Source organism: Streptomyces sp. NPDC040589 (assembly GCF_055594445.1).
In genome coordinates, this window is record NZ_JBVIWP010000002.1 from 80,541 (window position 1) to 107,533 (window position 26,993).

The window sequence follows — 26,993 nt, forward strand, 5'->3', positions numbered from 1 at the left end:
CGGCGGTGCTCACACCGTGCCGTCGACGGAAAAAGGGGAACGCGTTCACCAGGGCACTCGCACGACCGGCGGGCCACACGTACGGCAAGGAGGTCACCCCCATGAGCCGCGACGACGGCGACGGCAACAGCGCCTATGGCAGGAGGACGTTCAAACGGTCCAAGGCGCATTTCGCGGACCGGATCACGACGGACGGCCGGGACGGCTGGCCGGTGGAGGCGGGCCGCTACCGTCTGGTCGTCAGCCGCGCCTGCCCGTGGGCGAGCCGGTCGCTGGTCTCCCGACGGCTGCTCGGCCTGGAGGACGCGCTGTCCCTGGCCGTCGCCGATCCGATCCAGGACGACCGCAGCTGGCGCTTCACGCTGGACGAGGACGGCCGCGACCCGGTCCTCGGCATCCGCTACCTCGGCGAGGCCTACGACCGGCGGGAGACCGACTACCCCGGCGGTGTCAGTGTGCCGGCGATCGTGGACGTGCCCAGCGGGAAGCTGGTCACCAACGACTACCAGCAGCTCACGCTCGACCTCGCGACCGAATGGACGGCCCTGCACCGGGACGGCGCGCCCGACCTGTACCCCGACGCGCTGCGCGACGAGATCGACGAGGTGATGGCGGACGTCTACCAGGACGTCAACAACGGCGTGTACCGGGCCGGGTTCGCCACCGGGCAGGAGGAGTACGAGACCGCCTGCGCGGGCGTGTTCCGGCGTCTTGAGCTGCTCGCGGGGCGGCTGGAGGGGCAGCGGTACCTCGTCGGCGACACGATCACCGAGGCGGACATCCGGCTGTTCACCACGCTGGTCCGCTTCGACGCGGTCTACCACGGCCACTTCAAGTGCAACCGCTGGAAGCTGACGGAGAACCAGGTGCTGTGGGGGTACGTCCGTGACCTGTACCAGACGCCCGGGTTCGGCGACACCGTCGACTTCGACCACATCAAGCGCCACTACTACCAGGTGCACACGGGCATCAATCCGACCCGCGTCGTGCCGCTGGGCCCGGACCTGTCCGGCTGGCTGACCCCGCACCGCCGCGAGGAGCTGGGCGGCCGGCCCTTCGGTGACGGCACGCCGCCGGGGCCGGTCCGCGCCGAGGAGCGGGTCCCGGCCGCGCACACCCCCTGACCACTCCCACCCACCCCCTGAGCGACGAAGGAGATCCACGTGGCGAAGAAAAAGAAGATGCCCATGGCCTACCAGCCCCTCGGGTTCGTGCTGGGCTGGTCGAGCGGCTGGCTGGCCGGGCTCGCCTTCCGCAAGACGTGGATGGCGATCCGGCACGAGGAGGACGCGCCCGACGCGCTGGACCGGGACCGCGGCTGGGGCGAGATCCTGCTGGCCGCAGCCGTCCAGGGCGCCATCTTCGCGGTGGTGCGCAGCGCCGTGGACCGCGCGGGCGCCAAGGCCATCGAGCGTTCGACCGGCACGTGGCCGGCCGACGAGAAGGGCGGCCGGGACTGACACCTGCCCGGCCTCGCCCGGCCCCGTCCGGCCTGTGCGGCGGGCGGGGCCGGCCTGTGCCCGGCGTCGCTCAGCCGTTCACCTTGATCGTCTTCATGGTGAGGTGCGACTCGAGGCGCAGGACGGCGGGCAGGCCGCTGAGCTTGCTCATCATGAAGGCCTCGTAGGCGGTGTGGTCGGCCACGGCGACGCGGAGGAAGTAGTCGGGACGCCCGTACATCCTCCGGAACTCGACGACCTCCTCGTAGGAGGCCACGGTGGTCTCGAACTCCTCGACCGTCCTGCGGTCCTGGGCGTAGATCTCGACGTCGATGAGCACTTCGAGCGCGCGGCCCACGGCTCCGGGATCGATGACGGCCCGGTAGCCGGCGATGACGCCGCTCTCCTCCAGACGCTTGACCCGGCGCAGACACGGAGGCGGAGTCAGCCCCACCCGCTTGGCCAGCTCGACGTTCGACAGCCGGCCGTCCTGGCGTAGATGAAACAGAATTTCGCGGTCGACGGCATCGAGGCCACTTTCATTGCCCATAGCGAGAGCATAGGGCCACAATCGGCAACCATATGAGGTGCGAACTTTTCTAAAATGTCGACATGCGAATAAGCCCTGCGGCGCGGGCCGCCTTCCAGGACTGTGCCTCCGTGGGCCTCGGCATGGTGCCGCTCGGTCTCGCTTTCGGGGCGCTCGTGGTCCAGTCGGGGCTCGACTGGTGGTGGGCCGGGCTGTCCGCGGCGCTGATCTACGGCGGTTCGTTCGAGTTCCTGCTCATCGGCATGGTCGTGGCCACCGCGCCGCTGGCGTCCATCGCCCTGGCCGCCTTCCTGGTGCAGGCGCGGCACGTCTTCTACGTCTTCTACGCCCTGTCCTTTCCCCTGCACCGCGTGCGGGGCCGGCTCGCCCGGACGTACAGCACCTTCGCGCTCACCGACGAGGCGTACGCGCTGACCGCGGGCGGACAGGCCCGGGGCTGGTCGAGCCCGCGCATCCTGTGGCTGCAGTTCTTCATGCATCTGTACTGGGCAGGCAGCGCGACGGCCGGGGCACTGCTGGGCTCCCTCGTACCGGACGGTGTCACCGGACTGGACTTCGCCCTGACCGCGCTGTTCGCCGTCCTCGCTCTCGACGCGATCCGTGACCTGCGGGGCGATCTGCCGACCCCGGTGCTCGCCCTGCTCTGCGCCCTGGGCGCCCGCCTCCTCTTTCCCGGGCAGCTGCTGCCGGCGGCCTTCGCCCTGTTCACCGCCGGACTCCTGGCACGCCGGCTCACCACCCGGAGGAAGCCCGCCCATGTCTGACACCTACGCCGTCGTCGCGGTCCTCGTCACCGCCGCCGTCACCTGGTCCCTGCGCGCCCTGCCGTTCGCCGCCCTGGCACCGCTGCGGTCCAGCGCCACCGTGCGGTACCTCAGCACCCGGATGCCCGCCGGGGTGATGGTGATCCTGGTCGTCTACTGCCTGCGCGATCTGCCGCTCACCGAGTCACGCGCCGTGGCCCCGATGGCCGCCCTCGCCGTCACCGTGGGCCTGCACCTGTGGCTCCGCAACGCCCTGCTGAGCATCCTCGCCGGCACGGCCGTCCATGTGGCCCTGGCCGGCGCGGTCTTCACCCACTGAGCGTCACACCACCGACCACCCCATCGCCCCCGGCCGAAAGGCACGCGTCCGTTGAACACCGGCAGCTACTACGAACCGATCGACACGCACCGCTACAAGCCCACCGTCCACGCGAGCGGCGCATGGGACCCGGACGAGCAGCACTTCAGCCCGCTCGCCGGCCTGATCGTCCACGCCATCGACCGGCATCCGGCCGCACGGCCGGACGCCGGCCTGACACTGTCCCGGATCAGCTTCGACATCCTCGGCCGGCTCGCCCTGGACGAGTGCGAGATCCGCGTGGAGACCATCCGGCCCGGCCGCACCATCGAACTCGTCGAAGCGGTCGCCCTCATAGCCGGCCGTCCCGTCGTGCGGGCCCGCGCCTGGCTCCTCGCCGACCACGACACCACGGAGGTCGCCGGCGACGCCGCGGACGCCCTCACGTCTCCCGAGGCGCTCACCCCTTGGCCGCTGGCCTCCGTGTGGCCCGGCGGATACATCGCCTCCCTGGACGTCCGTCCGCTCGCGCCCCCGCGGCCAGGCCGCACGACGGCCTGGGTCTCCACGCGGCTCGACCTCGTCGCCGGACAGGCCGTGAGTCCGCTCGCTTCCTACATCGCGCTCATCGACACCGCCAACGGCATCGCCGCGCGACAGCCGCCCACCGCCTGGATGTTCCCCAACGTCGACCTCACCCTCCACCTCCACCGCCGGCCGGAAGGCCGCTGGACCGGGCTCGACACCACCGTCACCTTCGGTCCCGCCGGCCAGGGCGTCACCAGCACGGTCCTGCACGACCTCACCGGCCCCGTCGGCCATGCCCAGCAGATCCTCACCGTCCGCCCCCTGCCGGCGACCGACTGAACGGCGCCGGCGGAACGCCGCGTTCAGCCCTGCTTGGGTGCCGTCGGTGGGGTGCGGCGCAGGATGAAGGAGTGGCCTGCCGGGTCGGCGTAGCCGCGCTCCTCCAGGGGGCCCGAGGCCTCCTTGGCTTCCAGGGGGCGCCCGCCGAGGCTGACGACCCGGCGTTCCACCGCGTCGAGATCGTCCACCACGAACTCCAGGTGGGCCTGGAGGGAGTTCTCGGGGCGCGGCCAGCTGGGCGGGGTCGCGTTCACGTCCCGGCGCAGTGCGATCCGGAAGCCGTCGGCGGTCTTGATCTCCACCCGGTTGGCCGTCGCGTCCGACTCCTCCCCCTCCAGCAACTCCTTGTAGAACACGGCGAGCTTCTCGGGCTCGGCACAGTCGAGCACCAGGACCCCCGCTTTCACCAGTGCCATGTCTCCTCCGCAGGATTCCGGCCGCGGGGCGATCGTGCCCCGCGGCCTTGTACCTTGCGGTTATCCCGGTCCGGCCGATTCAGTCGGCCACCAACCACCTTCCGTCACGCATGAGTTCGCGCCCGTCCAGTTCGTCGGCCTCCCGCCAGGCCTGCACCCGCCGCGGCACGACACGGAAGTAGAGGTACGGCGTGGCCAGCCGGCGGGGATCGAACCCGGTCTTGGCGGCGAAGAGTTCGGCGTCCTGCTCCGTGAGCTCGCCGGGCTGGACGGTCTCGACGGTGCCCTCGACGAGGACGACGTCACGGGTCGGCCCGATGCCCACGCGGGCCCGGCCGGTCGCGGTCAGATTCCGTCCGGTGGGGCTGGACGCGGGCGTGGCGAACAGCAGATACGAGCCGTTCCAGAGGAAGGACAGCGGGACGAGGTGCGGCGTCCCCGACGCGGTGTCGGCCGTGGCGACCCAGGCGTCCACGTCGTGGTCCAGACGGTGCAGGGTGTCCTTCTTGCGCTGCTCAGCGCCGCGTACGGGTGGGGACGTCATCGTCGGTGCGCCTCCTGAGGAGTCGTCAAACGGGGCGAAGTCCAGTGTGACGCCAAGAGGCTGGGGAGGCCCGGCGGACGGGCCATGCCGGGTGAGGGACGAGGGAGCATACGCAGCTCAAGCGGTTCCTGCAGTAACCGAGATCACGGCGGGGTCACGGAATGGCTTATTCCCGCCGTGGGCAGCCTCGTACCGCTTCTCGGTTCAACGTTCGCAGTGCGAAGCCGAGTTCGAGTGCGCGGTCGGCCATGGCACCGTCCGCTCGCAGGGGCGGGGGGCTCTGCGGTCCGTCTCCCGAAAGGAACCACATGCCTCAGGACGTCCGGTTCGGCCTCCCCTTCGACACCCCGGTCAGCTACCCACACGCCTCGGGCGAAGCAGCGCATCTCGTCTCCAGGGGTCGCGCTACGCCTGACGGGCCGCGAGTGCTTCCTGATCAACACAGCTGAGGCGGCGATGCAGGTGCTCGCCTTGCAGCAGGAGTGCCGTCATCGCAGCAGTCGTGCCTCTCGCGGTCGTTCGCAGCAGGAGCCAAAGCCGGTCGCATGAGTCCGGCTGTCCGGCGAGGCCGTCGCGGAAAGTACAGAAGATTCCCGGACACGGCAGGTCAACGACCACGGTCGATCGATTCCGTTGCCAGGACCACAGCTTATTGGGAGACCGGTGTGAAATCTCGAGTCGCAGGTGCTGTTCCGAAGGCATCCGCCGACAGCTCGCTCCCGGCGCAGCCAAGCGCCCAGCTCCAGCCCACGGAGGCGGGGAACACCCTGGCCCGCCTCTTGGTGAAACAGATCAATGGGAGCACGGAGCAGTACCGAAGGTCCCAGAACGCCGCTCAGCAGCGGCTGAACGCATTCGGCTCCCCCCACTCCAGCACGACGCTGCATGTGGAGGGAGCCCTCCATCTGGCGCGGCCCGCGTTCCTCCCGCCCGACGAGGAGGGCTACGCCAGGTTGAGGCACCTCGACACCAGCCTGCGCATGATCGAAGCAGCCTTCCCCCAAGTCAGCACCGACATCGAGGTCTGCAGACTGACCTGCACCATGCTGGAAGGGGCCTGGAGGAGCCGGGCACTCACCCCGCCGCGCGAGGAGGAGCAGACAACCGTCTGCGCCTGCCCTCTGTGCCGTCGGCTGCCCACGCCCCCCGCACGCACGCTGGACGACTACCGTTGGCGCCAGAGCGCCGGTCGTCCCCTCACCGTCAAGACCTGGCCATACCGCCGGGAACTCGACAGCGTCCTGACCGGTGGATGGTCCTGGACCCGGCAGATGAACGACCTCGAACGAGACCTCGGCCACCGCCACCGCTTCGAGAACGACATCCTCGTCTTCCACGAATACAAACGCGTGATCGACACCATCGACACAACGCGCCTCACCCAACACGTCGAAGGCCGCCTGGCCGAGAATTTCAGCACCAACAGCGCACGGGCCCTGGTCTCCGGACTCTTCGCGGCCCACAAGCGATCCGTCGACGAGTACTGGCTCCAACAGCACGACGCGGGCGGCGTCATGCTCCCCCAGACCAACCCGCTCAACCAGAGCACCTACTCAGCCCTGCAGATGCTGGACTGCCTGTTCTGGCACGTCGCCCCCGACACCGAACTCTGGCAGGAAGAAAACCTCGCCTCCCTGCTGCTGTGCCGCGCCATCGACGACATGGCCGATGTCCGAGCCGACGCCCTCACCGGCGAGATCAGCAACTTCTGGCTCGCCGACATGCCCACCCACACCAAGGCGCTCTACGCTGCCTGCGCGATAGCCCTCGTCAAGTACGGCTGCATGCCCGAGGCCCACAGCCCGATGTGGAACACCTGGCTGATGACCACCACCATCGTCTGGATGGGGCTCACGGGCCGCCACGCCCTGTGGTTCGACGGCATCACCCAGGGCCTCCCCCCGGCCGAGGAGTGCCCGCTGTGCGACCTGCAGCCCAACCCATGCACCGGCATCCTCACCCACGGCACCACCCTCACCATCGCCCCGCGGCCCACCGCACCAGCACTGAGCACCCGGACCGCCGAACTGTCCGCACGCTGTCGAGCCCAATACCCCCGGACATGGCACCTCTTCGACGCCGAGCTCCATGCCTTCGAAGCACTGCACGGCCCCTGGTACGGCAACACGGACAGCACATGGGAGATCTTGCGCCGCACCTACATAGCCGCCGTGGAGGCATCCAGCGCCGCACCATCGCCGGACCGCGCCCGTCATGTCCAACAAGACGCCGGCGTAGTCGGATCCGAGAGGTTCCACACCCTGCACGACCCTCAGACCGGGAGGGAGGACACCGCACTGCTCGCCTACATGTTCGGCTGTGCCCACCCGCATTTCCTCTGGAACGCCACGGGATACCGTCCCACGGGCGTCGCAGGCGACTGGCTCGACGGCTGACGCCTCGATCCTGAAGGCTCGGGCCGTTGCTCGCACCCGCCTGGTGGTGGTAGCGGCCCAGCCTGTGCCCGGCCCTACCGCAGACGCGAAAGCACTGCCAGGGCATGGCCGTACTCGGCGACGGCGCTTACCTCGACATCGGCCTGATCGTCCTCCACCTCAAACGCCCCGAACGGCCCCTGCTGAAGGGCGATGATGAGGACAGCGCCGCGCCACCGCAAGGCCCGCACGGCCGCCGGCAGCGCGGCGACGGCCTCCACCACACCGTCCAGGCCGAGGTCGAGCGGACCACCGGCCGCTACGCCGCCACCGAGGAGTGCCCCGTGGCCACGGCCGAACTCCCCGGACGCAGCTCGGTCGACGACCTGCTGAGCGTGTGAGCCACCGCCCGCACCCACGCACGGCGTTGCCCGGCCGGAAGCCGGCCGGGCAACGGTCCGCCGGCGTGGCCTAGACGGCGAACTCGACCGGCAGGCTGTCCAGCCGGGACTCCCACGTGGAGGCCGTCGAGCCGAGTTCTTCCGGCGGTACAGCCAGGCGCAGGTCCGGCAGCCGGTGCAGCAGAACGTCCACGCCGATCTCGATGATGGACTGGCCGATGTTCTGCCCTGGGCACTCGTGCGGTCCGGCGCTGAACGCCAGGTGCGCCTGGTTGCCCTGCACGGCGACGGCCGAGTCGGGCCGTACATCCGGGTCGAGGTTGCCGGCGGCCAGGCCCAGGATGAGCAGTTCTCCCTCCTGGACGTGATGGCCTCCGAGCTCCATGTCGGCGGTTGCGAACCGGCCCGGCAGCACGGACAGCGGCGGGGCGTCCCACATGACCTCCTCCACCACTGAGGAGACGTTCAGCTCCCCGCTGACCAGACCGGACAGCCGGGCGGCGTCGGTGAGGACCCGTTGCAGGACCCGGGCCAGCAGATTACTGGTGGTGGTGTGCGCGGCGATCAGCACCAGGCGCAGATGGCTGACGACCTCGTCGTGGTCGAGGCCGGCCGGGTGCTCCAGCAGGGCCGTGGCGAAGTCGGAGCCCGGCTCGGCCCGCTTGCGCTCGGCGAGTTCCGCGAGGATCTGCATGATCCGGTCGTTGTGCTCGAGGGCGCCCTCACCGCCCTTGAAGACCTGGGCGCACGACTCGATCATGCGTAGCCCGTCCGCCGCGGGAAGGCCCAGCATCCTGGTGAGCACGAGCATCGGCAGCTGCTCGGCGTAGTCGGCCACGAGGTCGGTGTGCCCGGCGTCGGCGAACGCGTCGATCTGCTTGTTCGCGAAGTACGTGACGTGCCGCCGGATGCCCCGGGCGGCCGCCGCCTGCAACCCGTCGGTGACGGCGCCGCGCAGCCTGCGGTGCGGTTCGCCGTCCTGGGACACACAGTCGGGGCGCCAGCCGACCATCGGCATGATCGGCGAGGTCTCCTCGATCCGGCCCTCCCGCCAGTCCCGCCAGATCCGCGCGTCCCGGCTGAACTGACGGGGATTGTCGAGCACCCGCCGGTTGTCGCGGTATCCGAGGACCAGCCAGGCGGGCACGTCGCCTTCGAGCAGGACCGGCGCGACCGAGCCGTGCTCCTTGCGCAGCCGCTCGTAGACGCCTCCTGGATCGGTCGCGGCGTCCGGGCCGTACAGCCTGGTCAGGTCGGCGCCGTGATGGGCGACGGGGCAGCCCCGTACGGCCTGGAGTCCGGATTCGGTCGAGTCGTTCATCGGGGCTCCAGGGCCACGGCCGAGCGTTCCTTCAGATGGTGGATCAGGGCGACGAGGACGTCCCGGCTGGAGGCCCGGTCGCGGGCGTCGAAGGCTATGACCGGGGTGTGCTCGGGGATGTCCAGGGCGTCCCGGATCTCCTCGACCGGATAGTTGTTGGAGTCGGGGAAGACATTCAGGGCGACGACGAAGGGGACTTCCTGCCGCTCCATCTCCTCGATCGCCCGGAAACTGGATTCCAGGCGGCGGGTGTCCACCAGGACGATCGCGCCGAGCGCCCCTTTGAACAGCCCGTTCCACAGGAACCAGAAGCGCTCCTGGCCCGGCGTGCCGAACAGGTACAGCACCAGGCTCTCGTTGATGCCGATCTTGCCGAAGTCCAGGCTGACGGTGGTCTGCGTCTTGTCGGCGACGCCGATGAGACGGTCGACGTCGGCACTGGCCTGGGTGAGGGTCTCCTCGGTGGTGAGCGGCTTGATGTCGCTGACAGACCGGACCATGGTGGTCTTCCCGGTGCCGAACCCGCCGGCGATCATCACCTTCACCGAGCGGGCGTCCCCGCCCGCCCGCCCTCCGGGTTGGTCAAAGCCTTTCAAGTCCACTGAGTACCTCCTCAAGGAGCGCGAGGTCGGGCCCGCGGCCGGCGTCGTGTGCCGGGATGGGGTTACGGGCTTCGACGCGACCTGCGACGAGCAGGTCCGACAGCAGCACTGCGAGAATGTTGAAGGGCAGCCCGAGGTGAGCGCCGAGTTCGGCGACCGACAGCGGATCGCGGCACCGGCGGAGAATCTCCTCGTGCTCGTGCTGCATGCCCGGTAACGGGGCGGCGCGGGCGACGACGAGCGTCGCCACGTCGAGGCTCGACGCCGAACCGCCCGGTCCGCTGCGTCCGCCCGTGAGGACGTAGTAGCGCTCGAGACCGGACGGGTCCACGGGCCTGCGGGGAGCACTCATCCAGAGTGCTCCTCCAGGCGCGGAGTGGTGCCGAGAAGCTCACCCATCCTGCGGGCCAGGTCCCTCATCTGGTGTCCGAGCAGGCCCTGGTCGAGGCCTTCCCTGGCGAGGACACCGAGGTACGTCTCCACACCGGCACGGACCACGAAGAGGTGCCCGCCGTCGACCTCGATCATCGCGAGGCGCAGCTGCCCGGCGTACTGCGGGAACTGCTCGGCCACCGGCTGGGCCAGGGCCTGCAGGCCGGCCACCACGGCGGCGAAGCGGTCGACGTCATCGGGGTCTTCTGCGCCGTAGGAGGTGATGGCCTTGCCGTCACTCGAGGCCACGAGGGCGAAGCGGATCTCCTGGATGCTCTCGACAAGATCGCGGAGCGCCCAGCTCACATCGGTTCCTTGTTGCGTCATGAGGACTAGTCGCTCTCTTCGGTGCGGTGCTCGGTGGACTCGCGTCCGGCGTGGGTGTCGCGGTCGTCGGCCGCCCGGGAGGCCTCCTCGGCGTCGCGTCCGGCGGTGGCGAAGGCGGCGAGACCGGAGAACGAGGCGTCCGGCGGGACGGCGGAGACGGTGCCCCGGTCGCTCCGCTCGGCCTCCCTGGGCTCGGCCGCTTCGTTCCGCTTGCTGCGGCGCCGGGGCAGTCCGCCGGGCGTGGTCTCCATGGCCTCGGCCGGGGCGGCCGGTGTGGTGACCGTCTCGCGAGCCGGGGCCGCACTGGCGGTGCGGACCTCCGGGGCGGGCGCGGCCGGTGTGGCGGCGACCGCGGGCATCGGGCTGAAGTACTTGTGCGGAACCACGACTACCACGGAAGTGCCGAGCCACGGGGAGTCCGCGAAGGTGACGCGGATGCCGTAGCGGCGGGCGAGAGCGCCGACGACGCGCAGACCGATGTTCGCGTCCTCGGTGATGCCGCCGAGGCCGGCGCCGGGAGCGGTGCCCGCGAGGGCGTGCTCGGCCTCGCGCTTCTTCTCCTCGCTCAGGCCCTTGCCGGAGTCCTGGATCTCGATGCCGACGCCGTTGGGCACCTCCTTGCCGGAGATGAGCACCGGCTCGGTGGGCGGCGAGTAGCGGGCCGCGTTGTCGAGAAGGTGGGCGAAGATCAGTGTGAGGTGGTCCACGAGACCGCCGTCGACGCCGAGTTCGGGCAGGTGGCGGACCTGGATCCGGTGGAAGTCCTTGATCCGGCCGATGCCGCCGCGCGCCACGCTGAGCAGCCGCTGCGGCTCCTGCCACTGCCGGCCCGGGCGGTCCGAGCCGCCGAGCACGCCGATGCTGGCGGCGAGACAGTCGGCGGGGCCGATCTCCTGGTCGAGCTCCATCAGGCCCCGGGCGACGGCCGGGAGCCTGCCGTGCTCGCCCTGCATCTCGTGCAGGCGGCCGCGGAGCTTGCTGGTCAGGACGTGGATGCGGTTGCCGATGCTGATGACGGCCTGCTCGGCGGAGGTGGAGCGGTCGAACTCCGACTCGAGGCCGATCAGGGCGGTGCGCAGCACCTTGCGCAGCTCGGCCTGGAGGTCGGAACTGACCTTGGCGCACTGGTTGACGGTGGGCAGGACGTCGTCGATGGCGTCACCGGAACGCAGCCTGGCCATCGCGTCGGGCAGCTGCTCGTCGGCGAGCCGGGCGACCGCGGCGAGCTGGTGGGAGAGCTGTTCCTGCCAGACCTCGGCCTGGTCGGCGAGCTGGGCTTCGTAGGACGTGGCCTGCTCGGTCAGCCGTTCCTCGTAGGCCCGGGACTGGTCGGCGAGCTGCGTCTCGTACGTGGCGCCCTGGTCGGCCAGGCGCCGCTCGTAGGTCGCGTTCTGCTCGGTGACCTGGGACTCCAGGGAGGCGCGCTCGGCGGAGAACTTCCGTTCCAGGCCCGCTACGTGCTGCTGCCACTGCTGGTTGTGCTCGGCCTGCGTGGTGCGGAAGGAGTTCTCCGCACGGTGCAGTTGTGCCCGGGTGCGCAGCAGCAGGCGTACGCACACGGTGCCGGCGGCCGTCGCCGCGAGACCTGCGACGGCCGCGGTTATTCGGTCCGAGCTCATGAACGTGGCGGCAACGGTCCCGCCTCCCAAGCCCAGCGGCATCAACCACCAGCTGTACCAGGCGACAGGGGCCCGCGCCGCCGGTGGCGGAGTGGCGAGTTCCATCTGCATCCTTCGAACAAACACGATCGATCAGGGGGTGTGTGGATCGCACTCATGAGTACGCACCGCGAGTCGACCGGACGCGATCGCGTCAACTCGCAGCGCCGATCGGAACCTTATCGGGTTTGGACCCGAAAGGATCAAACGCGTCGCTCTGCGGACGTGAGGGTTCCGTCACGCTTCGACAGAAGGCAACAGGTCGACAAATGTTCATGCCAGCCAGCGGAGTTGGCCGCGCACCGGCCCTCACGCGGCAGGCAGGCGGGTCAGCGGGCGGTCTGGAACGTGCGGCGGTACGCCTGCGGGGACACCCCGATCGCCGCGTTGAGATGCTGGCGCAGGGACGCGCCCGTCGCGAAGCCGACCCGGCCGGCGATCTGGTCCACCGTGAGGTCGCTGGACTCCAGCAGGTGCTGGGCCCGGGCCACGCGCTGCTGGATCAGCCAGCGGCCGGGGCTGAGGCCCACCTCGTCGTGGAAGCGGCGGGCGAAGGTGCGCTGGCTCATCCGGGCGTGGCCGGCGAGGTCGGCCAGGGTGAGGGGCTCGCCGAGGCGTTCCAGGACCCAGGCGCGGGTGGCGGCGGTGCTCGCGGCGCCCTGTTCGGGGACGGGCTGCTCGATGTACTGGGCCTGGCCGCCGTCCCGGAACGGCGGGACCACGCAGCGGCGGGCGACGGTGTTGGCCAGGTGACTGCCGTGGTCCTTGCGGACGAGGTGCAGGCAGATGTCCACGCCGGAGGCGGCTCCGGCGGAGGTGAGGAACGGGTGGTCGTCGACGAACAGCACATCCGGGTCGAGGTCGACGAGCGGGAACATGCGCCGGAACCGGTCGGCGACCTGCCAGTGGGTGGTCGCCCTGTGCCCGTCGAGGAGCCCCGCTGCGGCGAGGACGAAGGCGCCGGTGCAGATGGAGACGATGCGGGTCCCGGGCCGGATGAGCGCGAGGGCGGCCAGGACGTCGTCGGGCACCTCGTCGGTCAGACGGTCGGGCGCGACGGGCGCGATCACCACCGTGCCGGCGGTGGCCAGGGCCTCGGGGCCGTGTTCGACGGTGACGCCGAAGTCCGCGTTGGTGCGCACCGGACGGCCGTCGACCGAGCAGGTCAGCACCTCGTACCGGCCGTCGGCCGCGCCGAGGATCCGGCTGGGGATGCCCAGCTCGAAGGGGTACACCCCGTCCAGGGCCAGGACCACCACTCGTTCACGTCGCATGGCACGATCCTATCGAAGGTTGGCAATCTTGCCATTGGCGGGTGGGGCGCGGACCGGCAGGCTGGGACACCATGAGCACACAGAACACGATGCGAGCCATCAGCCAGGACGTCCTCGGCGGTCCCGAGGTCCTGAAGGAAGTGGAAACCGAGCGCCCGGTACCGGGACCGAACCAGGTGCTGGTCCGGGTGCGGGCCGCCGGGGTCAACCCGACCGACTGGAAGCACCGCGAGACCGGCGGCTTCCTGGGCGAACCGCCCTTCGTCCTCGGCTGGGACGTCTCCGGGGAGGTGGAGGCGGTCGGCATCGGAGTCGTGGCCTTCGCGCCCGGTGACGAGGTCTTCGGCATGCTGCCGTATCCGTACGGGCACGGCTCGCACGCGGAGTACGTGATCGCTCCGGTCCGCGCCCTCACCCGTAAGCCGGCCGGCATCGACCACGCCCAGGCGGGCGCGCTGCCGCTGGTCTCGCTCACCGCGTGGCAGGCGCTGGTCGAGCACGCGGACGTACAGCCCGGGCAGCGGGTGCTGATCCACGCCGCGGCGGGCGGGGTCGGGCATGTGGCGGCGCAGATCGCCAAGGCGCGCGGCGCGTACGTGATCGGCACCGCGAGCGCGGGCAAGCACGAGTTCCTGCGCTCGATCGGCGTGGACGAGACGGTGAACTACCGGGAGACGGACTTCACCGAGGCCGTGAAGGACGTCGACGTCGTCCTGGACACGATCGGCGGCGACAACGCCCTGCGCTCCCTGCGCGTCCTGCGCCCCGGCGGTGTCGTGGTCTCGATCCTCCCGGGAGGCTCGAACGACTTCTACGAGGAGGCCGAGCGGCTTGGCGTACGGGGGCTCCGCATGCTCGTCGACGCCGACCGCAGCGACATGCGGGCGATCGCGGAACTCGCCGAGGCGGGCAAGCTCCGCGCCACGATCGCGGGCACCTTCCCGCTGGCCGCTGCCGCGGAAGCGCACACGCTGGGCGACACCGGGCGTACTACGGGGAAGCTGGTGCTGGTGAACGACTAGCCCGGCTGGGCGGGCACACCTTCCCCCGGCCTGTGCGGGCCCTGGCCGGCCTGTGCGGGCCCTGGCCGGGCTGGCCGGGCTGGCCGGGCTGGCCGGGCTGGCCGGGCTGGCCGGACTCTAGGAGGATGCCGGTGCGGCGCGAACACGGCGATCTACGTTGTCGTGGGAGGCCGAAGGAGGACGGGCTGGCCAGGTGGAGGTCCGAGCCGATCCCCCGCCGATGGCTGGGCGCCGACTCGGTTGCGGGAAGAGGGCGCCGTGGGAGTCGAGTGGCTTGGGTGGTTGTTGATCCAGGACAGGCCGCCGAGGTCGAGTCGCTGACGGGCGCGGGTAACAGCTACGTAGGCGAGGCGGGCTTCGCCAAGGTCGATGGCAGGCATCCCGCTGTTCTCGGCGGGTTCCTTTCTGCCGCCGGCCTTGGGCTCGAAGTCTGTGGCGACCTTCACGGTGGGCCATTCGCGGCCTTTGGCCTTGTGGCCGGTGGAGACGACGACGTCTGCTTCTTGTTCGGGATGCAGGTTGCGTACGGCGGCGAGGACGAGTTCCGGCCCGTACTCGTCGACGATGTCAACAAGCGGCAGCAGGTCGCCGCCGGAGGGGTCAGAGGTGGCGTACTCGTGCAGTTCGTCCCACGAGGTGAACAGGCACAGCTCGGGGTGACTTGGGCGGCGTCCGGCCTTGAGCTGACCGGCGGCCACGGCAAGTTTCTCCAGGGCCTGTCCGCCGCCGACCATCGCGACGCGCTTGGCTCCCTCCAGCATGCGGAGCGCTTCGCAAATGGCACCGGCGTCGGACCGGCACAGCACGCCATCGGGGTGGTCGACCGGGCCGACACTGGTGTCGAGGGCAGGCAGGCGTGCCCGTGAGCCGCAGGGGGGATTCAACGATGGCTGGCCATCTGTTGGCTTCGGCGGCGAGGGCCGGGCCAAAGCGGAATGACTGGGTCAGGCTCAGCGGGACGCCGTCGAAGCCGGAGAGGAGAGAGGGCTCTCCCTCCCCTCCCAACCAGATCGCCACGTGGCGCAGGACACGTTCATGTCAGGATTGCACTTGGGAAGGTTCAGGGAAGTCATAGGGGCGCCCTTGAACCCATGATTGCCGTGAAGGTGATGACCCGTGACGTCCACTGCGCCTCCCCCCATACCTCGAGCCGCAGGATCGTTTCCGTTCATCGGCCACACTCTGAAAATGCGCGACAACCTCGGCTTCATCGACTCGCTGCGCGAGACACGAGAACCACTTGTCGAGATCATCCTGCAACCCGGGACACGCACCATCGTGGTCCAGGACCCGGCCCTGATCCACCAGATGCTCAAGGCCCTGGGGCCCAGCCTCGACAAGGGCCGGCTCTACGACAAGCTGGGCCAGCTGCTGGGCGACAGTGTCGTCACCGCCACCGGCCGGACCCACGTACGCAAACGCCGCCAGCTGCAACCGGCGTTCGCCCACACCGAGATCAGCCGGTACGTCGACATCATGCGTGCCGAGGTGACGGCCACGGTCGCCAGCTGGGAGCCCGGGCGAACCCTCGACGTACGCGAGGCGATGGTCGGGCTTAGCCTAGACATGCTGGCCAAGACGGTGTTCGCCGGCAGCCTCGACGACCGAGTCTTCCGCCGGCTGCGCAGCGACCTGTCGGTGGTGTTGAACGACGTCGGTGTGCGCATCATGCTGCCCGACTGGGCCGAGCGTCTGCCGCTGCCCTTCAACCGCCGCTTCGACCGGGCCCGGGCCGGCGTACGCGCCACCATCAACACCGCCGTCGACGAACTGCAGGCCTCCGGGCACGACACCGGGGACATGCTCTCCATGCTGCTGCGCGCCATCGACGAGGAGACCGGGGAGCCGCTGACCGGGCATCAGATCTGCTCCGAGATCCTTACCCTGGCCGTCGCGGGCACCGAGACCACCGCGTCGGTGCTGTCCTGGGCTCTGTACGAACTCGCCCGCAACCGCGACATCGAGGCCCGGGTCATGGCTGAGCTGGACGAGGTCCTCGGCGAACGGCCGGTCGCCTTCGACGACGTGATCCGGCTGCCGTACCTGAACCGGGTCATCACCGAGACCCTGCGGCTGCACCACCCTGGCTGGCTGGTCACCCGCCGCACCACCGAGGAGACTCGGCTCGGCGAGTGGATTCTGCCCGCCGGCACCGAACTGGCCTACTGCCAGCACGCCCTGCACCGCGACCCCGAGCGCTTCCCCGACCCGCACACCTTCGCCCCGGACCGGTGGACCGACCCCGCGCAGGAGCCTCCGCCGGGCGCGTTCCTGCCCTTCGGGGACGGCAAGCACAAGTGCATGGGGGACCGTCTCGCCCTCACCGAGATGGTCACGGCGCTCGCGACGATGCTGCGTTCGGTACGGCTGGAACTCGCCGAGGGCCAGGTCATCCGCCAGGTCGCCCGGCTCACCGTACGGCCGCACACCCTGCGGATGACGGTCCGCCGCCGGAACCGTCCCCGAGCCGGGGGCGGTCTCTAGGGCCTGTTCCAGGTTTGGATCACGTTGGTCGGAGGCTGCGGATCCAGATCACGGCACCGCGTAGGTGGAGTCCAGCGAGGTAGCTGGTGGCGGTCTTGTCGTATCGGGTGGCCAGGCCCCGCCACTCCTTGATCTTGTTGATGCAGCGTTCGACGGTGTTGCGTCCTTGTACAGCTCCGGATCGTGACCGACCGGGCGGGCCGCCGCGAGAACCCTTCTTCTTGCGGCTGGAGGCCTGGTCGGCCTTCTCCGGAATGACACCGCGGATACGGCGTCGCCGCAGGTAGGCAAGGTTGGCGCGGGAGGAGTAAGTCTTGTCCGCGGCGACGGCGCCGGGCCGGGTGCGCGGGCGGCCGACCGGGCCACGCACCTTGACGCCCTCCAGTACGGGCCGGGCCGTCGGGGCGGACCGGCGTGCAGCAGCCGGGGAGGCCCCGGCCCGGTAGCTCCCGAACCATCCGGCCGCGCCTCGGGCCACGCCCTGCCCGTACCCCTGTCGACAAGTCGGCAGACCGGCGGGAAGGGGCGAACCATCAGGTCCCGCCCGGCCACCGTCCAGACCCGCACCAGCCACCCGGCCCCCTGGTCACAGCCCGGCCGGCGGGGCCGGCGGCCGACCTGCCCGGCTCAGTCGCCGGTGTCAGAACGTCAGCACCGGCTTGATCGTCTTGCCCGACTTCATGTCCTGAACCGCCCGGTCGATGTCCGCGAAGGGATACGTGCTGATCAGGCGGTGCAGCGGCAGACGGCCCTCCTTCGCCAGGCGGACCAGGGCGGGGATCATGGTCTGGGTCTCGCTGTCGCCGAGGGTGAGGCCGACGATCCGCTTGCCGCCGAGCAGGCCGTTGACGTCCAGGGCGACCTCGGTGCCGAAGGGCGGGGCGCCGACGACGACCAGGGTGCCGCGGGCGGCGAGCGCGTCGACGCCCTGGCGCAGGACGCCGACGTTGCCCGTGGTCTCCACGACACCGTCCGCGCCCTGGCCGCCCGTGATGCCGGCGAGGGCCTCGGCCAGGTCCTCCCGGCTGGTGTCGACGGTGTGCGTGGCGCCCAGCTCGGTGGCCAGCGACAGGCGTTCGGCGACCTGGTCGACGGCGACGATCCTCGTGGCCGGGGTGAGGGCCGCCGCCATCACGGCCGACAGGCCGACCGCCCCGGCGCCCAGGACGACGACCGTACTGCCCGTGTCGGGCTTCAGGACGTTCCAGACGGCCCCCACACCGGTCTGTACGCCGCAGCCCAGCGGGGCGATCGACTCCAGCGGCACGTCCGGGTCGACCTTGACCAGGCTGCGCTCGTCGGCAAGTGCCCGTTCGGCGAAGGAGGACTGGCCGAAGAAGTGGCCGCCCAGGGCCTCTCCGTCCCGGCTGATGGTGTTCGTCCCGTCGGCCCGGCTGCCGCCGAGCAGGTTCAGCGGCAGCCAGGTCGCGCAGTACGCGGGGTGCCCGCCGCGGCAGTTGCGGCAGTCGCCGCAGGAGGTGAAGGAGAGCAGGACGTGGTCGCCGGCCGCGACGCCGGTGACGGCGGAGCCGACGGCCTCGACGACGCCCGCGCCCTCGTGGCCGAGGACCCCGGGCAACGGGAAGGGCAGTCCGCCGCTCGCCACGCCCAGGTCGGTGTGGCACAGGCCGGTGGCGACCATGCGGACCAGCGCCTCGCGCGGGCCGGGTTCATCGAGGACGACGTCGGAGAGGGTGAAGGGCGCGCCGCCGGACTCGACGACCGCGGCACGGGTGGTGGTGGGCATCGCAATGGCTCCTTGACGGTGTCTCAGTCGAGCGAGACGACGACGGACTTGACCTTGGTGTAACCGGCGAGGGCCTCGGGCCCGTACTCACGGCCGTAGCCGGAGTCCTTCACGCCGCCGAAGGGCACGGCGGGGTCGAGCATCGCCCAGTCGTTGATCCAGACGATGCCGGCCTGGAGCCGGTCGGCGACCCGGTGGGCGCGGGCGAGATGGCTGGTCTGGACGCCCGAGGCCAGGCCGTAGGGCGTGGAGTTGGCGAGGGCGACCGCCTCGTCCTCGTCGTCGAAGGGCTGCACGGTGAGAACGGGGCCGAAGATCTCCTCCTGGATCACGCGGGAGTCGTTCGACAGGTCGGCGATGACGGTGGGCTTGTAGTAGTAGCCGCCGTCCAGGTCGAGCCGCTCGCCGCCGCAGACGATGCGGGCGCCCTCCTTGCGGGCGAGGGCGACGTACTCCTCGACCTTCTTCAGGTGCTTCTCGGCCGCCATCGGGCCGATGACCGTGGCCGGGTCGCGCGGGTCGCCGATGGGCACCCCGGGCACGGCCTCGGCGAGGACGCCGAGCAGCGTCGGGTACACCGAGCGGGCCACCAGCAGGCGCGGGCCGCCCATGCAGAACTGGCCGGTGTTGAAGACGAAGCCCTTGATGACCGCGCCGACCGCCTTCTCCAGGTCGGCGTCCTCGAAGACGATGTGGGCCGCGTTCCCGCCCAGCTCCATGGTGACGGGCTTGAGCGCCTCGCCGGCGACGCTCGCGACATGCCGACCGATCGCGGTGGAGCCGGTGAAGGCGACCTTGTCGACTCCGCGATGGCGCAGCAGTGCTTCACCGGCCACGGGGCCGCTGCCGGTCACGACGTTGACCACACCGTCCGGTACGCCCGCCTCCTGGAGCAGCCGGGCCATGTACAGGGCGCTGAGCGGGGTCTCGTCGGCGGGCTTGTGGACGACCGTGTTGCCGGCCGCGAGCGCGGGGCCGAGCTTGGAGCCGGCGAGGATCAGCGGGAAGTTGAACGGGGTGATCGCGGCGACCACGCCGAGCGGCTCGAGCCTGGTGTAGGCGAGGGCGTTCATGGGGGTGTCGCGCAGGGCGCCGTCCTGGCTCTGGGCGAGGTTCGCGAAGTACTCGTAGTCGTTGGCCGCGTTCGTCACGTCGACCGCTCCGCACAGCGAGATGGGCTTGCCGACGTCGAGGCTCTCCAGGGCGGCCAGCTCGTCGGCGTTCTCGCGGATCAGCCGGGCGACGCGGTGCAGCACCCGGCCCCGCTCGCGGCCGCTCAGTCCGGACCAGGCGCCGTCGTCGTAGGCCTCGCGGGCGGCGCGTACGGCCGCGTCGACATCGGCGGGGCCCGCCTCCGCGACGGTGGTGACGACCGTGCCCCGGGACGGGTCGACCACCTCGGTACGCGCCCCGTCGGCGGCCTCGCGCCACTGGCCCCCGATGAACAGCTGTCCGGGTTCCCTCTCGAAGGTGGTCATCGCCGCTCCCCAGCGTCGTCGCCAAGATTTCAACCAACAGGATTCCTGTTGGTTCGCAGTCTCTTTACAGACAGGTTTCCTGTCAATGCTCTAGCCTGCATCCATGCTCGACACACAGGTGACCAAGGCGCCCCCTTCCCTGCTCTACATGGTCAAGCAGGTGGAGCTCGTCGTGCGCTCCCACCTGGACGAGCTGGTCAGACCCTCCGGGATCACCGCTCTCCAGTACACCGCGCTGACCGTCCTGGAGCGACACGACGGACTGTCGGCGGCCCAGCTGGCGCGCGACTCCTTCGTCACCGCGCAGTCCATCGCCGATCTCGTCCGCTCCCTGGAGGGCCGCGGGCTGGTGCGCCGGGAGCGCAATCCCCGCAACCGCCGGGAGCTGCTGATCCTGCTCACCGACGACGGCCGGGAGCTGCTCGCCCGGCACGCCGGGCCGGTCCGGGATCTGGAGGAGCGGATGGTGCGCGACCTCACGGCACACCAGACCGAGCAGTTCCGCCAGGCGCTCACCAAGGCCTGGCACGCCCTGTCGTAGCCCGGAGCGCACGCCCGCGCACTCCCCCGCGCGAACCTCGGCCAACTCGGTCGCAATTCAGAGACATATGTCAATCGAACATGCTCAAATTCACTCGTTGGAGGGTAACTTGCGGAGCAGGGAACGGTGTTGAGGCCGTGCCCCCTCCCCCACGCACGGAGCAAGCTGGAGGCGATCTCGTCGTGCGGCAGGAACCTGCACCGCTCACCCGGCATCTGCGCGTCCACCAGGAACGGGGACACACCGTGCTGGAGTTCCGCGGCGAGATCGACCTCGCCGCGGCCACGGAGATCGCCCCGCACCTGGACCGGGAGACGAACCGCCCCGCCGCCCGGGTCGTGATCGACCTCAGCGGGATCGAGTTCTTCGACTGCTCGGGCCTGCGGTTGCTCTACCGGGCCAGGAGCCGGGTCCTCGACCGGGACGGCCGGGTACTTCTCGTCTGCGCCCACCCCCTGACCCTGCGGGTCCTGCGCATCACCGGCCTGTCCCGGCTGCTGCCGCCGCAGCCGACGCTGGACGCGGCCCTGGAACAGCCGGAGGCCACGTCCGGCTCGGTGTGACGCCCCGAATGCGCCCTTCGCGCTTCCACCGAAGTCCTCCCGTCTTCAACCGGCCGGTCTGGCAAGGGATGTGGCGGGCATCCGGACAGTAGGAAGGAGGGCCGTCGCATGACGACTCCCGTCAAGCGCCTCCCCAGGCGCATGCCCGGCTGGGCCAAGGTGGTGGGCGCGCTCGTCCTGGTGCTCGTCGTGTTCTTCGCCGGGATCCGGCTCAGCGTGATCCCGGGCCTGAAGGACCTGTTCGGCACCGACACCCACGACCGGTCCGGCCCCGCGCTGCTGAAGTCCATCCAGGACATCAGCCGTTACGACGCCGCCTCCGGCAACTTCCAGGTCGTCGTGGACCTGGAGAAGGACGCCAGGTTCCTGCCCGACGCGATCCGCGGCACCCGCACGCTGTACGTCGGCGCGGGCACCGTGGACGCCTACGTCGACCTGGGCAAGGTCGGCGAGAACGACGTGAAGGTCAACGGCGACCGTACGTCCGCCACGCTCCGGCTGCCCCACGCTCAACTGGGCAAGCCGGCCCTCGACCCCGACCGCTCCTACGCCGTCTCCAAGCAGCGTGGTCTCTTCGACCGCCTCGGCGACCTCTTCTCGGACAACCCCAACGGTGAACAGGCCGTGCAGAAACTCGCGGTACGGCACATCGGCGACGCGGCGAAGGAGAGCGAGCTGACCGCACGCGCCGAGAAGAACGCCACCGGCATGCTCGAAGGTCTGCTGCGTTCCCTGGGCTTCAAGGAGGTGCGCGTGTCGTACGGGAACTGACCCGGCCGACGAGTACCTCGGACAGGGCGGAGTGCCCCGGCGGAACGCGGGCAACAGTGGCTGGGACCGGCCCCCCGGCGGCATCGTCGGCACGCCTGTGGGTAACCGCCCTGTCACACAGGGAAGTTGAAGACTGGAGGACCGTATGGCCAGTACAGCCTCACGTCCCCGTACCGTCGGGTCCGGGAGCGAGCGACATCCGCTCCCGCTGCCCGTCCGGCTGCTGGCGACGCTGTGCGCCTTCACGTTCATGGTCGCCTTCGCCGTGGTGCTGGCGCAGCTGACCCTGCAGCCCTCGCCCGCCTCGGAGGCACTGACCCACACCAACCTGCGGCCCGGCGACTCCCTGAAGGCCTATCTCGACCAGCCGGAACTGCGGGACGCCTTCCGGCAGATCGGCGGCAACATCCTGCTCGGCGTCCCCTTCGGCATCCTCGTGCCCGTCGTCGCGCCGCGCACGCGCGGCATCCTGCGCGTCCTGCTGATGACCGCGGTCGTGATGCTGCTGGTGGAGTTCGCCCAGGGCGCCCTGGTCACCGGCCGCGCCTTCGACATCGACGACGTCATCCTCAACACGACGGGCGCGCTGATCGGCTACCTGCTCCTGGGCCGTCGCCTGAGCCGGGCGGTCCACGCGCGCAGGCCCCGGCGCGGCCGGGCGGAGAGGAAGCCGTCGGCCGGGAAGGCTTAGGGGTCCTTGCACTATGAGCGTCCGGTCAGGTCGCGTGGTCTGGCGCCTTGCGAGGTGCGGCACCAGGCCGCGCGACCCGGGTGCTCATAGTGCAAGGACCCCTTAGTGCAGGGTCCAGGTGTACTTGTCTCCGCCCACCCAGCGGACCACGTCCGGATCGTCCATGTCGTGGACCGTGATGCCGAACGCGGCCGCGGCCGTCAGCACGTCGGTGGCGGCCTTGGCCTCCCCGACCACCTGGCCGTCGATCTCCACGATCCGGAACGGCGGTGTGCCCGGCTGCACCCCGAGCACGATGATCCGCGGGTGGGATATGTACGGGCTCGCGCTTTCGGTCATGCATCGAGAGTAGAGCGCAACCGGCGACCGCGCGGGGTTCAGTCCGTCGTGCGGTCCGCCGGGCGCTGGGGAACCCTTGAGGTGGAGGTGGCGATGGATCCCGTCGAGGCACTGGACCGGATCGCCTTCCTGCTGGAGCGGTCCCTGGCACCGACGTACCGGGTGCGCGCCTTCCGTACGGCGGCCCGGGTGCTGAAGGAGCTGGGCGACGACGAGGTGCGCCGGCGTGCGGCGGACGGTTCGCTGGAGTCGCTCAAGGGCGTCGGTCCGAAGACCGCGCAGGTGGTGCGGGAGGCGCTGGCCGGGCAGGAGCCCGGTTATCTGCGCGCGCTGGAGGGCGAGGCCACGGAGCGGCCCGCCGTGCGGGGCGGCGAGGGGCTGCGGGAGCTGCTGCGCGGGGACTGCCATCTGCACTCCGACTGGTCGGACGGCGGCAGCCCGATCGAGGAGATGGGCCGGGCCGCGGCGGCGCTGGGCCATGAGTGGGCGGCGCTGACCGACCACTCGCCACGACTGACGGTGGCGCGTGGCCTCACGGCCGAGCGGCTGCGGGAGCAGCTGGACGTGGTGGCGGAGCTGAACGAGACCTGGGCGCCGTTCCGGCTGCTGACCGGCATCGAGTGCGACATCCTCGAGGACGGCTCGCTCGACCAGGAGCCGGAGCTGCTGGACCGGCTCGACGTCGTGGTGGTGTCGGTGCACTCCAAGCTGCGTATGGACGCCCGGTCGATGACCCGGCGGATGGTGGCCGCCGTACGTGATCCGCACTCGGATGTGCTCGGGCACTGCACGGGGCGGCTGGTGACGGGGCGGGGGCGGCCCGAGTCGGAGTTCGACGCGGACGAGGTGTTCGCGGCGTGCGCCGAGACCGGCACGGCCCTGGAGATCAACAGCAGGCCGGAGCGGCTCGACCCGCCGCGGCGGCTGCTGCGCCGGGCCGTGGCCGCGGGGGTGCTGTTCTCCGTCGACACCGACGCGCACGCGCCGGGGCAGCTGGACTGGCAGATCAACGGGTGCGCGCGGGCGGAGGAGTGCGGGGTGCCGCCGGAGCGTGTGGTGACGACATGGTCCCTTCCGGAGCTGCTGGCCTGGACCCGAGAGCGGCGGGTGCCGTCCGGAGTGGCGGGCGGCTGAGGTGGTACCCGGGCGAGCCGGAGAGGAAGGGGCAGCACCCATGGGCAGCGCCGAACGGGCGGCCGTGTTCGACGTCGACGGCACGCTGGTCGACACCAATCACCTGCACGTCGTGGCGTGGTGGGAGGCCTTCCGGCAGGCGGGCCACCAGGTGCCGACGCACGCCGTGCACCGGGCCGTGGGCCTGCCCTCCACCGACCTCGTCGCCCACCTGCTGGGAGACAGCCGTGACAAGGACCAGGACGCCGGCATCAGCGCCGCCCACAAGGCGCTGTACGGGCAGTACGTCGACCGGCTGCCCGCGCTGCCGGGGGCCGGGCCGCTGCTGCGACGGCTGCACCGGGAGGGCTGGGCGGTGGTGCTGGCCACCTCGGCGGGCGGCGCCGAGCTGAGCGCGCTGCGCCGGGCCCTCGACGCGGACGACGCCATCACCGCCACGGCGAGCGCCGACGACGTCGACGAGGGCAAGCCGGCACCCGAGCCGGTCGAGCACGCCCTGGAGCTGGCCGGGGTGCCGGCGGAGCGGGCGGTCTTCGTCGGCGACACCGTGTGGGACATGCTCGCGGGCAGCCGCGCCGGGGTGCGCTGTGTGGGCGTGCTGTGCGGCGGCATCCCGCGCACCGACCTTGAGAAGTCCGGCGCGGAAGCGGTCTACGCCGACCCCGCGCACCTGCTGTCCTCCCTCCGTGGCAGTCCGCTGGCATGAGGCCGGCCTCCGTGCGGCGCGGGACGCGGGCCGCCTGGGACGCCCTGCGAGCCGCCTGGATCGGGCCCGGGCGGGAACGCGATCTGGTCGTCCAGTCGCTCAAGGCCGCCGCGGCGGCGGTGCTCGCCTGGGTGGTGGGCGGGGTCTGGATGGGGGACCCGCTGGCGCTGATGGCGCCGTGGGTGGCGCTGGTGCTGGTGCAGGCCACGGTCTACAGCTCGCTGGTGCAGGGCGCGCGGCAGTTCGGGGCGATCTGCGTCGGCACCGTGCTGGCCTCGGCCGCACAGGCGATCACCGGCGACACGACGGGCGCCCTCGCCCTGTCCGTCCCGGTGCTGATGCTGCTCGCGAACTGGTCCCGCTTCGGCGACCAGGGCATCTACGCGGCGACCACCGCCCTGTTCACCCTCACTGCGGGATCCGTGAGCATGTCAAGCGTCGGGCATCGCGTGGGGCAGGCGGCACTGGGCGCCGTGATCGGTGTCGCGGTCAACGCGCTCGTCCTGCCGCCGGTCCATCTGCGGGACGTACGGGAGAACCTGGCGGCCCTCGCCCGGGAGGCGGGCGATGTCCTGCGCACCGTCGCCGCCGACCTGCGCGAGGGCGAGTGGGACGCGCAGACCGCCGCCGGCTGGCTCGGCGCGTCGTCCCGGCTGGACCACCGCCTGGAGGCGCTGCGCTCGGCGCGCCGGTGGAGCCAGGAGAGCCTGCGCCTGACCTACGGCCCGTTGCGGCGCCTGCACCGCGTGCCGCACGGGGGCGCTTTGCCGCCGGTGGACGAGGACGAGCGGTTCGGCCGGGTCACCGGGCACGTGGCCGCGCTGACCCGGGCCCTGGCGGTGTCCGTGGACGACAACCGGACGCCCGCCCCGCCCGAGGGCCCGGCCCTCGACGCGTACGCGCGTCTGCTGGAGCTGATCGGGGAAGCCTGCCACACCGAGGCCGACAGTCTGCTCGACGGCAGCGTGCGGCCCCGTCCGGACGAGGAGACCGAGGAGGCGATGCGGGAGCTGCACCAGGAGCTGCACGAGAAACTGCGCCGGCACGCCGGGGAGGGGGCCGCGCACACGGCGGTCCTGGGCACGCTGCTGCTCCAGGCGGAGAACCTGTGGGCCGAGACCGTGCCGGACGACCGGGGGCGGTGACATCCACGTGCCCCCCGGGTACTCGGTCACCGCTCGCGGAACCATGCGGCCGAGAGGAGCGGAAGGTGAGCAGCGGAACGGGCAAGAGGGTTGTTGTCACAGGCGCCACCGGCAATGTGGGCACCAGCGTGGTGCGCCTCCTCTCCGAGGATCCGGAGGTCGCCTCCGTGCTGGGCCTGGCCCGGCGGATCCCCGAGTGGTCGCCACCGAAGACGGACTGGTCCGCGGTCGATCTGGCCTTCGCGGAGTCCGACCTCGTGGACCGGTTCACGGACGCCGACGCGGTCGTCCATCTGGCCTGGGCGTTCCAGCCGACGCACGACCCGGCGGCGACCTGGCGCACCAACGTGCTCGGCAGCATGCGGGTGTTCGAGGCGGTGACCGCCGCGGGGGTGCCGGCGCTGGTGCACGCCTCGTCGGTGGGCGCGTACTCGCCGGGCCCCAAGGACCGGACGGTGGACGAGTCGTGGCCGACGCACGGCTGGCCGGACGCCGCGTACTGCCGGGAGAAGGCCTACCTGGAGCGTGCGCTGGACACGTTCGAGCGCGATCATCCCGAGACACGGGTGGTGCGGATGCGGCCCGCCTTCCTCTTCCAGCGGGAGTCCGCGAGTGAGCAACGCCGTATCTTCGGCGGGCGTTTCCTGCCGGGCCCGTCGGCCCGTCCGGAGCTGCTGCCCTTCCTGCCCGACATCGCGGGGCTGCGGGTGCAGGCGCTGCACACGGACGACGCGGCGCACGCGTACCGGCTGGCGGTGCACTCCGACGCCCGGGGCGCGTTCAACCTGGCGGCCGAGCCGACGGTCGACGCGGACCTCCTGGGCAGGATGTTCGGCGCCCGTCCGGTGCGGCTTCCGCGCACGGCGGCCCGTTCGGCGATCGCCGCCGCCTGGGGCCTGCGCCTGCTGCCCGCCTCACCGCACCTGTTCGACGCGGTGCTGCGGCTGCCCCTGATGGACTGCTCACGCGCGCGTACGGAACTCGGCTGGCGGCCGGAACACACGGCGCCGGAGGTGCTGGAGCAGTTCCTGCAGGGACTCCAGCAGGGTGCGGGCGCGCGGACGGAACCGATGCGGGGACACAAGGTGGGCTGACCACAGGCCA

At 71.0% G+C, this 26,993-nt stretch carries 31 protein-coding genes; 17 read left to right on the forward strand and 14 right to left on the reverse strand.

Annotation, left to right across the window (positions count from 1 at the left end; translation table 11 throughout):
- Positions 1-101: 101 nt before the first annotated feature.
- Together ACZ58V_RS07330 and ACZ58V_RS07335 are read left to right on the forward strand one after the other, a co-directional pair.
- Positions 102-1,124 (forward strand): glutathione S-transferase family protein, encoded by a 1,023-nt coding sequence (locus ACZ58V_RS07330; RefSeq protein WP_468185906.1) that lies wholly within the window; start codon positions 102-104, stop codon positions 1,122-1,124.
- A gap of 39 nt (positions 1,125-1,163) precedes the next feature.
- Positions 1,164-1,460, forward strand: a complete 297-nt coding sequence (locus ACZ58V_RS07335; protein WP_184587111.1) for a DUF4235 domain-containing protein — start codon at positions 1,164-1,166, stop codon at positions 1,458-1,460.
- 70 nt (positions 1,461-1,530) lie between these two features.
- Here ACZ58V_RS07335 and ACZ58V_RS07340 read toward each other — a convergent pair whose 3' ends face one another.
- Positions 1,531-1,989: an Lrp/AsnC family transcriptional regulator gene (locus ACZ58V_RS07340; protein WP_468185903.1), complete on the reverse strand. Its 459-nt coding sequence runs from the start codon at positions 1,987-1,989 to the stop codon at positions 1,531-1,533.
- Between the two features lie 62 nt (positions 1,990-2,051).
- On the opposite strand from ACZ58V_RS07340, the gene ACZ58V_RS07345 reads away from it, so the two are divergent.
- Genes ACZ58V_RS07345 through ACZ58V_RS07355 form a run of 3 tightly spaced genes read left to right on the forward strand, consistent with a single transcriptional unit; the run spans position 2,052 to position 3,918 of the window.
- Positions 2,052-2,753, forward strand: coding sequence for an AzlC family ABC transporter permease (locus ACZ58V_RS07345; protein WP_471288839.1), 702 nt, complete (start codon positions 2,052-2,054; stop codon positions 2,751-2,753).
- Positions 2,746-3,072 carry a branched-chain amino acid transporter permease gene (locus tag ACZ58V_RS07350; protein WP_471288841.1) on the forward strand — a complete coding sequence of 109 codons (327 nt, stop codon included), beginning with the start codon at positions 2,746-2,748 and terminating at the stop codon, positions 3,070-3,072. Before ACZ58V_RS07345 ends, ACZ58V_RS07350 begins: the two co-directional genes overlap by 8 nt.
- Before the next feature lie 51 nt (positions 3,073-3,123).
- Positions 3,124-3,918 (forward strand): thioesterase family protein, encoded by a 795-nt coding sequence (locus tag ACZ58V_RS07355; protein ID WP_471288843.1) that lies wholly within the window; start codon positions 3,124-3,126, stop codon positions 3,916-3,918.
- 23 nt (positions 3,919-3,941) lie between these two features.
- On the opposite strand, the gene ACZ58V_RS07360 is transcribed toward ACZ58V_RS07355, so the two are convergent.
- Entirely contained in the window at positions 3,942-4,334 is a 393-nt protein-coding gene (locus ACZ58V_RS07360) for a VOC family protein (protein WP_189722006.1), read from the reverse strand.
- 79 nt (positions 4,335-4,413) lie between these two features.
- On the reverse strand, positions 4,414-4,878 hold the full coding sequence (locus tag ACZ58V_RS07365) for a pyridoxamine 5'-phosphate oxidase family protein (RefSeq protein WP_468185891.1): 465 nt from the start codon (positions 4,876-4,878) through the stop codon (positions 4,414-4,416).
- A 782-nt stretch (positions 4,879-5,660) separates the two neighbouring features.
- On the opposite strand from ACZ58V_RS07365, the gene ACZ58V_RS07370 reads away from it, so the two are divergent.
- Together ACZ58V_RS07370 and ACZ58V_RS07375 are read left to right on the forward strand one after the other, a co-directional pair.
- Complete coding sequence (locus tag ACZ58V_RS07370) at positions 5,661-7,274, forward strand: hypothetical protein (RefSeq protein ID WP_471288845.1); 1,614 nt, start codon at positions 5,661-5,663, stop codon at positions 7,272-7,274.
- Between the two features lie 104 nt (positions 7,275-7,378).
- On the forward strand, positions 7,379-7,654 hold the full coding sequence (locus tag ACZ58V_RS07375; RefSeq protein WP_471288847.1) for a hypothetical protein: 276 nt from the start codon (positions 7,379-7,381) through the stop codon (positions 7,652-7,654).
- A 70-nt stretch (positions 7,655-7,724) separates the two neighbouring features.
- Here the strand turns inward: ACZ58V_RS07375 and ACZ58V_RS07380 are convergent, their stop codons facing one another.
- The 6 genes from ACZ58V_RS07380 to ACZ58V_RS07405 all read right to left on the reverse strand — a co-directional run bounded on the left by ACZ58V_RS07380 (position 7,725) and on the right by ACZ58V_RS07405 (position 13,268).
- Positions 7,725-8,975 carry a cytochrome P450 gene (locus ACZ58V_RS07380; protein ID WP_468185883.1) on the reverse strand — a complete coding sequence of 417 codons (1,251 nt, stop codon included), beginning with the start codon at positions 8,973-8,975 and terminating at the stop codon, positions 7,725-7,727.
- On the reverse strand, positions 8,972-9,577 hold the full coding sequence (locus tag ACZ58V_RS07385) for a GTP-binding protein (protein ID WP_468185881.1): 606 nt from the start codon (positions 9,575-9,577) through the stop codon (positions 8,972-8,974). The genes ACZ58V_RS07380 and ACZ58V_RS07385 overlap by 4 nt, the downstream gene beginning before the upstream one ends.
- Entirely contained in the window at positions 9,558-9,929 is a 372-nt protein-coding gene (locus ACZ58V_RS07390) for a DUF742 domain-containing protein (protein WP_189722010.1), read from the reverse strand. The genes ACZ58V_RS07385 and ACZ58V_RS07390 overlap by 20 nt, the downstream gene beginning before the upstream one ends.
- The gene (locus tag ACZ58V_RS07395; RefSeq protein ID WP_193481281.1) at positions 9,926-10,336 is read right to left on the reverse strand and encodes a roadblock/LC7 domain-containing protein; all 411 of its coding nucleotides are present in this window, start codon (positions 10,334-10,336) and stop codon (positions 9,926-9,928) included. The genes ACZ58V_RS07390 and ACZ58V_RS07395 overlap by 4 nt, the downstream gene beginning before the upstream one ends.
- 5 nt (positions 10,337-10,341) lie before the next feature.
- On the reverse strand, positions 10,342-12,060 hold the full coding sequence (locus ACZ58V_RS07400) for a sensor histidine kinase (protein WP_468185877.1): 1,719 nt from the start codon (positions 12,058-12,060) through the stop codon (positions 10,342-10,344).
- A 263-nt stretch (positions 12,061-12,323) separates the two neighbouring features.
- Positions 12,324-13,268, reverse strand: coding sequence for a GlxA family transcriptional regulator (locus tag ACZ58V_RS07405; RefSeq protein WP_471288851.1), 945 nt, complete (start codon positions 13,266-13,268; stop codon positions 12,324-12,326).
- Between the two features lie 71 nt (positions 13,269-13,339).
- On the opposite strand from ACZ58V_RS07405, the gene ACZ58V_RS07410 reads away from it, so the two are divergent.
- The gene (locus ACZ58V_RS07410; protein ID WP_471288853.1) at positions 13,340-14,290 is read left to right on the forward strand and encodes an NADP-dependent oxidoreductase; all 951 of its coding nucleotides are present in this window, start codon (positions 13,340-13,342) and stop codon (positions 14,288-14,290) included.
- A gap of 152 nt (positions 14,291-14,442) precedes the next feature.
- Here the strand turns inward: ACZ58V_RS07410 and ACZ58V_RS07415 are convergent, their stop codons facing one another.
- Positions 14,443-15,051 carry a 3'-5' exonuclease gene (locus tag ACZ58V_RS07415; protein WP_471288856.1) on the reverse strand — a complete coding sequence of 203 codons (609 nt, stop codon included), beginning with the start codon at positions 15,049-15,051 and terminating at the stop codon, positions 14,443-14,445.
- A 355-nt stretch (positions 15,052-15,406) separates the two neighbouring features.
- Here ACZ58V_RS07415 and ACZ58V_RS07420 point away from each other — a divergent pair, with 355 nt between their 5' ends.
- A complete protein-coding gene (locus ACZ58V_RS07420; protein ID WP_471288858.1) occupies positions 15,407-16,774 on the forward strand; it encodes a cytochrome P450 in 1,368 nt (455 codons plus the stop codon).
- A gap of 19 nt (positions 16,775-16,793) precedes the next feature.
- Here ACZ58V_RS07420 and ACZ58V_RS07425 read toward each other — a convergent pair whose 3' ends face one another.
- From ACZ58V_RS07425 to ACZ58V_RS07435, 3 genes are all read right to left on the reverse strand, one after another.
- Positions 16,794-17,252 carry a transposase gene (locus ACZ58V_RS07425; protein WP_471288859.1) on the reverse strand — a complete coding sequence of 153 codons (459 nt, stop codon included), beginning with the start codon at positions 17,250-17,252 and terminating at the stop codon, positions 16,794-16,796.
- A 162-nt stretch (positions 17,253-17,414) separates the two neighbouring features.
- Positions 17,415-18,521: an NAD(P)-dependent alcohol dehydrogenase gene (locus tag ACZ58V_RS07430; protein WP_471288860.1), complete on the reverse strand. Its 1,107-nt coding sequence runs from the start codon at positions 18,519-18,521 to the stop codon at positions 17,415-17,417.
- A gap of 23 nt (positions 18,522-18,544) precedes the next feature.
- Positions 18,545-19,999, reverse strand: a complete 1,455-nt coding sequence (locus ACZ58V_RS07435) for an aldehyde dehydrogenase family protein (RefSeq protein WP_471288862.1) — start codon at positions 19,997-19,999, stop codon at positions 18,545-18,547.
- 103 nt (positions 20,000-20,102) lie between these two features.
- Between ACZ58V_RS07435 and ACZ58V_RS07440 the strand changes: the two genes are divergently transcribed.
- The 4 genes from ACZ58V_RS07440 (at position 20,103) to ACZ58V_RS07455 (ending at position 22,565) form a co-directional block, all read left to right on the forward strand.
- Complete coding sequence (locus ACZ58V_RS07440) at positions 20,103-20,540, forward strand: MarR family winged helix-turn-helix transcriptional regulator (RefSeq protein ID WP_468185858.1); 438 nt, start codon at positions 20,103-20,105, stop codon at positions 20,538-20,540.
- A gap of 182 nt (positions 20,541-20,722) precedes the next feature.
- On the forward strand, positions 20,723-21,103 hold the full coding sequence (locus ACZ58V_RS07445; RefSeq protein ID WP_468185855.1) for an anti-sigma factor antagonist: 381 nt from the start codon (positions 20,723-20,725) through the stop codon (positions 21,101-21,103).
- Positions 21,104-21,211: 108 nt separating this feature from the next.
- On the forward strand, positions 21,212-21,874 hold the full coding sequence (locus ACZ58V_RS07450) for a DUF4230 domain-containing protein (protein ID WP_468185853.1): 663 nt from the start codon (positions 21,212-21,214) through the stop codon (positions 21,872-21,874).
- A gap of 145 nt (positions 21,875-22,019) precedes the next feature.
- Positions 22,020-22,565 carry a VanZ family protein gene (locus ACZ58V_RS07455; protein WP_468185850.1) on the forward strand — a complete coding sequence of 182 codons (546 nt, stop codon included), beginning with the start codon at positions 22,020-22,022 and terminating at the stop codon, positions 22,563-22,565.
- Positions 22,566-22,667: 102 nt separating this feature from the next.
- On the opposite strand, the gene ACZ58V_RS07460 is transcribed toward ACZ58V_RS07455, so the two are convergent.
- Positions 22,668-22,904 (reverse strand): hypothetical protein, encoded by a 237-nt coding sequence (locus tag ACZ58V_RS07460; RefSeq protein WP_189722021.1) that lies wholly within the window; start codon positions 22,902-22,904, stop codon positions 22,668-22,670.
- 93 nt (positions 22,905-22,997) lie between these two features.
- On the opposite strand from ACZ58V_RS07460, the gene ACZ58V_RS07465 reads away from it, so the two are divergent.
- From ACZ58V_RS07465 to ACZ58V_RS07480, 4 genes are all read left to right on the forward strand, one after another.
- Positions 22,998-24,038, forward strand: a complete 1,041-nt coding sequence (locus ACZ58V_RS07465) for a PHP domain-containing protein (RefSeq protein WP_471288864.1) — start codon at positions 22,998-23,000, stop codon at positions 24,036-24,038.
- Between the two features lie 40 nt (positions 24,039-24,078).
- Positions 24,079-24,744 carry an HAD family hydrolase gene (locus ACZ58V_RS07470; RefSeq protein ID WP_189722023.1) on the forward strand — a complete coding sequence of 222 codons (666 nt, stop codon included), beginning with the start codon at positions 24,079-24,081 and terminating at the stop codon, positions 24,742-24,744.
- A complete protein-coding gene (locus ACZ58V_RS07475) occupies positions 24,741-25,889 on the forward strand; it encodes an FUSC family protein (protein ID WP_468185844.1) in 1,149 nt (382 codons plus the stop codon). Before ACZ58V_RS07470 ends, ACZ58V_RS07475 begins: the two co-directional genes overlap by 4 nt.
- Before the next feature lie 65 nt (positions 25,890-25,954).
- Complete coding sequence (locus tag ACZ58V_RS07480) at positions 25,955-26,983, forward strand: SDR family oxidoreductase (RefSeq protein ID WP_468185841.1); 1,029 nt, start codon at positions 25,955-25,957, stop codon at positions 26,981-26,983.
- The last annotated feature ends 10 nt before the right edge of the window (positions 26,984-26,993 follow it).